Source organism: Thermomonospora catenispora (genome assembly GCF_006363815.1).
GTDB classification, from domain to species: domain Bacteria; phylum Actinomycetota; class Actinomycetes; order Streptosporangiales; family Streptosporangiaceae; genus Thermomonospora; species Thermomonospora catenispora.
Map to the genome: position 1 here is coordinate 20,519 of NZ_RRYT01000043.1, position 6,561 is coordinate 27,079.

Annotated in this window: 2 protein-coding genes; both read right to left on the minus strand. The window is 78.1% G+C overall.

Going from position 1 to position 6,561, the window contains the following annotated elements:
• Positions 1-3: 3 nt before the first annotated feature.
• Complete coding sequence (locus EIO00_RS22135) at positions 4-4,416, minus strand: beta-ketoacyl synthase N-terminal-like domain-containing protein (RefSeq protein ID WP_140182022.1); 4,413 nt, start codon at positions 4,414-4,416, stop codon at positions 4-6.
• On the minus strand, positions 4,413-6,561 hold a 2,149-nt coding region (locus tag EIO00_RS24890), incomplete at its 5' end, for an SDR family NAD(P)-dependent oxidoreductase (RefSeq protein ID WP_206664230.1). The genes EIO00_RS22135 and EIO00_RS24890, both read right to left, overlap by 4 nt.

Genomic DNA, 6,561 nt, shown 5'->3' on the forward strand with positions numbered 1-6,561 from the left:
TCCTCACGAGGGGATGTCGGGCGCGGGAGGACGGTCCTCTCCGGCGGACGGCGGCGCGACGGTCCAGGCGACGAGGTGACCGTCGACCACGCGGGTCTGCACGGCGGCGGCGAAACGCCCGGCGACGGCCAGCAGCCGATCGCCGTCCGCGGCGCTCACCACGACGTCGCGCGGATCGGCCCCGGCGGCCTCGGCCGCGGCCCGCTTGGCGGCCTGCAACCGGGCCGCCTCGGCGGCACGGTCGGCGTCCGGGCGGGCGGCGAGGCGTTCCAGCAGGACCTGCTCCTCCTCGGTCAGGTCCGGTCCGGTCGCCGCCGGCCCGTCGGCGGGCGGCGGCGCCAGCTCGATGCCGACCGGGCCGGGGGCCGGCCGGACCAGCGCGGCGGCCAGGTCGTCCGAGCAGGCGACCGACACCGCCAGGCGCTCGGTGAACGGGCCGGTCACCTCGATCCCGTCCGCCGCCTCGGCGGTCGTGCGGACGGTCAGCTCGGCGGGGAACAGCGGGCCGTGGCCCTGCTCCCACAGCCAGTGCCGGACGGCGTCCTTGACGGCGATCCGGCCCAGCAGCCACGACCCCCGGGCGTGCGGCGGCAGTCCCCGGTATTCGGCGCGTTCGGCGGTGCACAGGTAGTGCCGCATCAACAGGTCCCGGGAGGGGACGTCGTCCCAGCGGCGGCGGGCCAGGCACCAGCCGCCGGGCTGCGGTTCGCCGACGCCCGACAGCTCGGGGGTGAACCGCATCCGCCACAGCAGCTCGTCGGTGTGGAAGCGGCGGGCGGTCCAGCCCTCGACGCGGGCCCGCACGGCGCCGTCGGGGCCGATCAGCTCGGCGTCGCAGCGGATGGTCTCCTCGTCGACGGCGCGGTTCCGGACGGTGACCTCCAGCCGCTCCCCCTCGGCCGGGTGCGGGCCGTACCAGGCGACGCGTTCGACGCCGACGGGGAACACCACCTGGTCGCGGTCCCCGTAGACCTGGATCCAGTGGCTGCACAGCTGCCCGGCGGCGTCCAGCAGGGCGCCGGGGGCGGGCAGGGCGACCACGGCGCCGCGCAGCCCGTCCCCGGCCAGCGCGTCGATCTCCCGCACGCCCTGGAAGCGAGGGCCGTGGAACATCCAGCGTTCGCTGTAGAGACGTTCGGCCGTGACCGCGGGCGGGCCCTCGCCGGTCAGCGGGGTCCGGTCGGGCGCGGGCGGGTCGGGGTACCGGTCGGCCAGCCACACCACCGCCTCGGCGTGCCCGTCGACGGTCACCTCGACGCGGCCGGGGCCGGTGAGGCGGGCTCGCACGGCGGCCTCGGTGGGCGGCGCGGCCGTCACCCAGCGCGGCGCCCGCACGTCCGTCATCGCGGTGACGACCCGGCCGGGCAGCAGCCCGCGGGCGGCGTCGGCCATCACCTCCAGCAGGGTCGCCAGCGGAACGACGGGGAACCGGTCGGCGGGGTCGGCCCAGCCCGCCCGCTGCGCCACGACGCAGTGGTCGATCAGGTACGGCATGGTCTCCAGGGAGAACACCCGCCGTTCGGTCCGTTCCTCGACGGCGGGGTCGGCGGCCGGGGGCGATCCGCCGCCGTAGGCCTCCAGCACGGCGGTCGCCCCGGCCGTGGCCTCCCGGATCAGGGCCTGGTATTCGGCCATCACCCGGTCGCCGACGGGCTCGGCGGGGGGCTCGGCGCGGGCGGGCTCGGGCCGGCCGGACCGTGCGGCCCAGGCGGGCCGGTCGGGCCGGCCGGAAGGCCCCGGCGTCGTCACCGGCGGCACCGCCCCCGCCAGCCGGACCAGCGGGGTGCCGAGGTCCAGCCGCATGCCGGGCGGCGGCGCGGCGGGGGCGGGCGCGGCCGGTTCGGCCCGCTCGGACCCGTACCCTTCGACCCACAGCGCGGCGGCCACATGGGCGAGCTGGGCGAGGCCGTCGCGGGCCGGCACGTTGGCGGCGACGGCCAGGTGCTCGCGCGAGCCGAGCCGGTCGGTCGCGAACCCGGCCAGGCTGCCCGGTCCGACCTGCACGAACGCCCGCACCCCCGCGTCGGTGTAGAGCCGTTCGATCAGCTCGCTGAAGCGGATCGGCTCCAGCAGGTGCCGCACGGCCAGGTCGCGGATCCGTTCCTGATCCGGCGGGAACGGGGCGGCCGTGGTCGCCGACCACAGCGGCACCGACGGCCGATGCGGCCGGTCGAAGGGCAGCCGGTCCAGGTAGACCGCTGCGGCGGGGCTGTGGAACCCGGACCGGAACGGCAGCTCCTGCCCCAGCACCCCTTCGGCGCCGAGCCGGTGCAGCACCTCGCGGACGGCCCGGGGCGCCCCGCAGATGATCGACTGGTGGGGGCCGTTGTCGTGGCTGACGGTGACGCCCTCGACGTCGGCGACGGCCTCGCCGGCCCGGTCGGCGCCGCAGCCGAGCGCCGCGTAGATCACGTCGGGGACCTCGGGCGGGTCGGCCGCCAGCCCGTTCCAGAACCGTTCGGCGGCCTCGGCCGAGTACACCCCGGCGACGATCATGGCGGTCCATTCGCCGATGCCGTGGCCGGCGACCACGTCCGGCTCGACGCCCATCGCGCGCAGCGCGCCGGCCAGCAGCCGGCCCACCGCCAGCACGTCGAGGGCGCGGCCGGCCATGTCGTCACGGCCGGTCAGCTCGGGCCGGGGCAGTCCGAACCGCTCGGCGACCCCCTCGATCCGGGGCCGGAACACCGGTTCCAGGCCGGGGAAGAGGAAGGCCACCCGGCCCCGCCCGGCCAGCATCGGCTCGGGGGTGAACCAGATGTCGCCGCGGCCCCGCCAGGGCCTGCCGTGGGCGACGACGGCGCGGGCCGCCGCCAGGCTCTTGGGGGTGGGGGCGGCCACGGCCAGCCGGCACGGGCCGTCGCCGACGACCGTGCCGGCCTTGGCGATCAGGTCCTCGTCGGGCTCCTCCAGCAGGGCGGCCAGCGCGGCGGGGTCCTCGGCGGCCAGCCGCAGCACCCCCGCCTCCGCGTGCTCGGGGACCGTGACGCGGCGCCCGGGCCGGCGGGTCCGCATCGAGGCGGGCGGCTCCTCCAGCACCAGGTGGGCGTTGACGCCGCCGAGCCCGAACGCGTTGACCGCGGCGCGGCGGGGGACGCCGGGCACGGCCTCCCATTCGGCGGGCTCGGCGAGCAGGCGGAAGCGGGTGCCGGCCAGCCCCGGGCGGGGGTCCTCGACGTGCAGGGTCGGCGGGAGGATCCCCTCGTGCAGGGCGAACGCCGCCTTGATCAGCCCGGCGATGCCGCCGGCGGCCAGGGCGTGCCCGATCTGGGACTTGACGGTGCCGAGCGCCACCGGGGGCCCGCCGGTGCCGAAGGCGCGGCGCAGCGCCTGCACCTCCGCCCCGTCCCCGTCGGGGGTGGCGGCCCCGTGCGCCTCGATCAGCCCGACCGCGTCGCGGTCGCGCGGGTCCAGCCCGGCCTCCCGCCAGGCGCGCCGCATCGCCAGCAGCTGTCCGTCCACCAGCGGGCTCAGCAGGTCCGCGGCGCGGCCGTCGCTGGCGCAGGCCACTCCGCGGATCACCGCGTAGATCCGGTCGCCGTCGCGTTCGGCGTCGGCCAGCCGTTTGAGCAGCACCATCCCGGTGCCCTCCGACAGCAGCGTCCCGTCGGCGGAGGCGTCGAAGGGGCGGATCCGGCCGGTGGGGCTCAGCGCGCGCAGCCGGCTGAACAGCCCCCACACGGTGGGATGGTGGGCGTGGTGGACGGCCCCGGCCAGCACGGCGTCGCACTGGCCCCAGCGCAGCGCCCGCACCGCGTGCTCGACCGCCAGCAGCGCCGACGCGCAGGCGGCGTCCACGGTGTAGGCGGGGCCGTGCAGGTCGAAGCGGTTGGCGATGCGGGAGGCGACGGCGCTGGGCACGATCCCGGCCGGGGTCTCGGCCCGGTCGGGGCCGAGCCGTTCGCAGAACGCCCGGCGGATCCGCTCCAGTCGCTCGGCGTCCAGGTCCGGGACCAGGTCGGCCAGCGCGGCGACGAGCTGGCGGGAGGTGTGCATCCGCTGGTCGTAGCGGGCCAGGCCCGGGGTGAGGTGGCCGCTGCGGCCGATGACGACGCCGACGCGGGAGCGGTCGGGGAGGCGCTCCTCCCCGCCGGCGTCGGCGATGGCCTCGGCGGCGGTGCGCAGCGCCAGCAGCTGCTCGGGTTCGATGCCGTCCACGGCGGCGGGCGCGATCCCGAACCGGGCGGGGTCGAAGGTGGCCAGCTCGTCCACGAACCCGCCGCGCCGGCAGTAGAACCGGTCCTCCTCCGGCGGTCCGGCGTAGGAGTCGGGGTCGTAGTAGACCTCCGGATCCCAGCGGTGCGGCGGGACGTCGGTGATGGCGTCGACGCCCGCCCGGACGTTGCTCCACAGCGCGCGGGCCGTTCCCGCCTTGGGGAAGACCGCGCCGATGCCGACGATCGCGATCGGGATCACAGCGCGCCTCCGGTGAAGACGACCTGCGGCTCGGTGCCTGAGGCGATCTCGCGGAGCAGTGCGGCGACGGCGGCGTCGGGGTCCAGCAGGGGCGTCCCGCCCGGGGGCGCCTCGCCGAGCGCCCACGGGCTCCAGTCGGCGACCAGCACCCGGCCGTGCATGCGCCGCCGCCACAGCCGGGCGAAGGTGCCGCAGGCGTCGGCGGCCGCGGCGTGGTCGGCCCGGCCCGGGCAGCCGAGCATCCCGGCGGCGCCGCCGAACACGACGAAGAATCCGATGTCGGGACGGACCGCATCGGCCAGGGCGCGGGCGCCGCCCGCCTTGGTGTTCCACGCCCGCGCGAACGAGGCGGGGTCCTTGTCGGCCACCGGGGCGTCCTCGACGATCTCGGCGGCGTGGATCACGCCGTCGAGACGTCCGTGGCGGGCGTAGACGTCCTGCACGACGGCGCGCACCGCCTGCGGCTCGGCGACGTCGAGGCGGTGGTAGCGGACCGACGCGGCCGCCTCCTGCAGCGCGGCGAGGGCGGCGCGCAGCTCCCGGGCGGCCAGGATGCGCCGGACCGCGGCCTCGACCTCGGCGGGGTCGCGATCGCCGTCACCGGTCAGCAGCCGCCGCAGCGCGGCCTCGTCGGCGGCCGAGGCGGTCTCGGGGTCCTCCGGTCCGCGCGGCGGCGGGGTGCGCCCGATCAGCTCCAGATGGCATCCGGTGGCGGCGGCGAGGGCGTGGGCGACGCGGGCGGTGACGCCGCGCGCCCCGCCGGTCAGCAGCACCACCGAGTCCTCGTCGAGCGGCAGCGGGTCGCCGCCGGTCGTCTCCTGCGGCACCAGGTCGACGGTGCGGCGCGCGTCGCCGTCGTAGCCGACGGCGACGGGTCCGGCGACGTCCAGCAGCTCGGCGAACAGCCGCTCCGCCAGCGCCCGCGGGTCGTCGTCGGGGTGCAGGTCGACGGCGCGGACGGGGACGTCGGGGAACTCCAGCGCCAGGGTGCGCGCCAGCCCCGGCAGGCCCGCCCCGGTGACCAGGTCGGATCCGCCGTCCTGGCGGTGGCCGAAGGCGCCGCCCGTCCCGGTGGCCAGCAGCAGCCGTCCGGTTCCGGCCAGCAGCGTGTCGCGGATCCCGGCGTAGGCGTCGGGCAGGACGGGCGGACGGCCGGGGCGGAGGGCGGCGAGGTGGATCACCGCGTCGGCGCGTTCCTCGGCGCCGGAGACGATCCGGGCGTGCGCGCCGTGCCGGCTCAGCAGGGCCGCCAGTTCGGGGGCGATGCCGCGGCCGTCGTTGACGATCAGGCAGTGCAGGCCGGCCAGCGCTGCGGGGTCGCCGGAGGCGGGCGGCAGCTCGGTCAGCCGCACCACGTGGCGGACCGGCGGCACGGCCCGCGGGGCCGGCTCGGCGGGACGCGGCGCCGGGGCGGCGCTCTGCGGGGCCCGCTCCACCGGGTCCGCCGCGGACGCCTGGTCCGCCGGATCCGCCGAGGCCACCGGGTCCTCCAGGGCCGCCGGGTCATCCGGGACCACCGGATCCGCCAGGTCCACCGGATCCGCCAAGACCGCCGGGTCATCCGGGACCACCGGATCCTCCGGGGCCACCGGATCCTCCGGGACCACCGGATCCTCCGGGGCCGCCTCGGCGGGGGGCGAGGCCTGCTCCGGCCGGGCCGCTTCGGCGCTCCGCGCGGCCTCCTCGGGCTCGACGGAGGGCGGGAGCGCCCGGGCGGTCCCGCCCAGCTGCCCGTCCAGCCGGTCCACCAGCTCGTCGATGGTGCGGGCGTCGGCCAGGCGTTCGACGATCGGCTCGTCGAGGCCGCCGTCGGGCCGGGCCAGCCCCACCCGGTCGGCCAGGTCCTCGATGATCTCGGTGATGATCTCGGTGCGCTTGGCCGGGTCGATGGACAGGTCGGTCTCCAGGTCCAGGCCGGCGCCGAGCATCTCCTCCGGATAGCCGGTCCGGGCGCTGATCACGGCGAGGACCCGGGCGCGCAGCCCGGCGCGGGCCGCGGGAACCGCGGCGCGGGGCTCGGGCCGGTCGGGGGCGGGCTCGGGCCGGGGCTGCGGAACGTCGGCCGCGGCGGGGATCGGGGCGGGTTCCCGGCGCGGCTCCGGCGACCGCCCCTCCAGGTATCGGAGGATCACCTCCCGCTGCGCC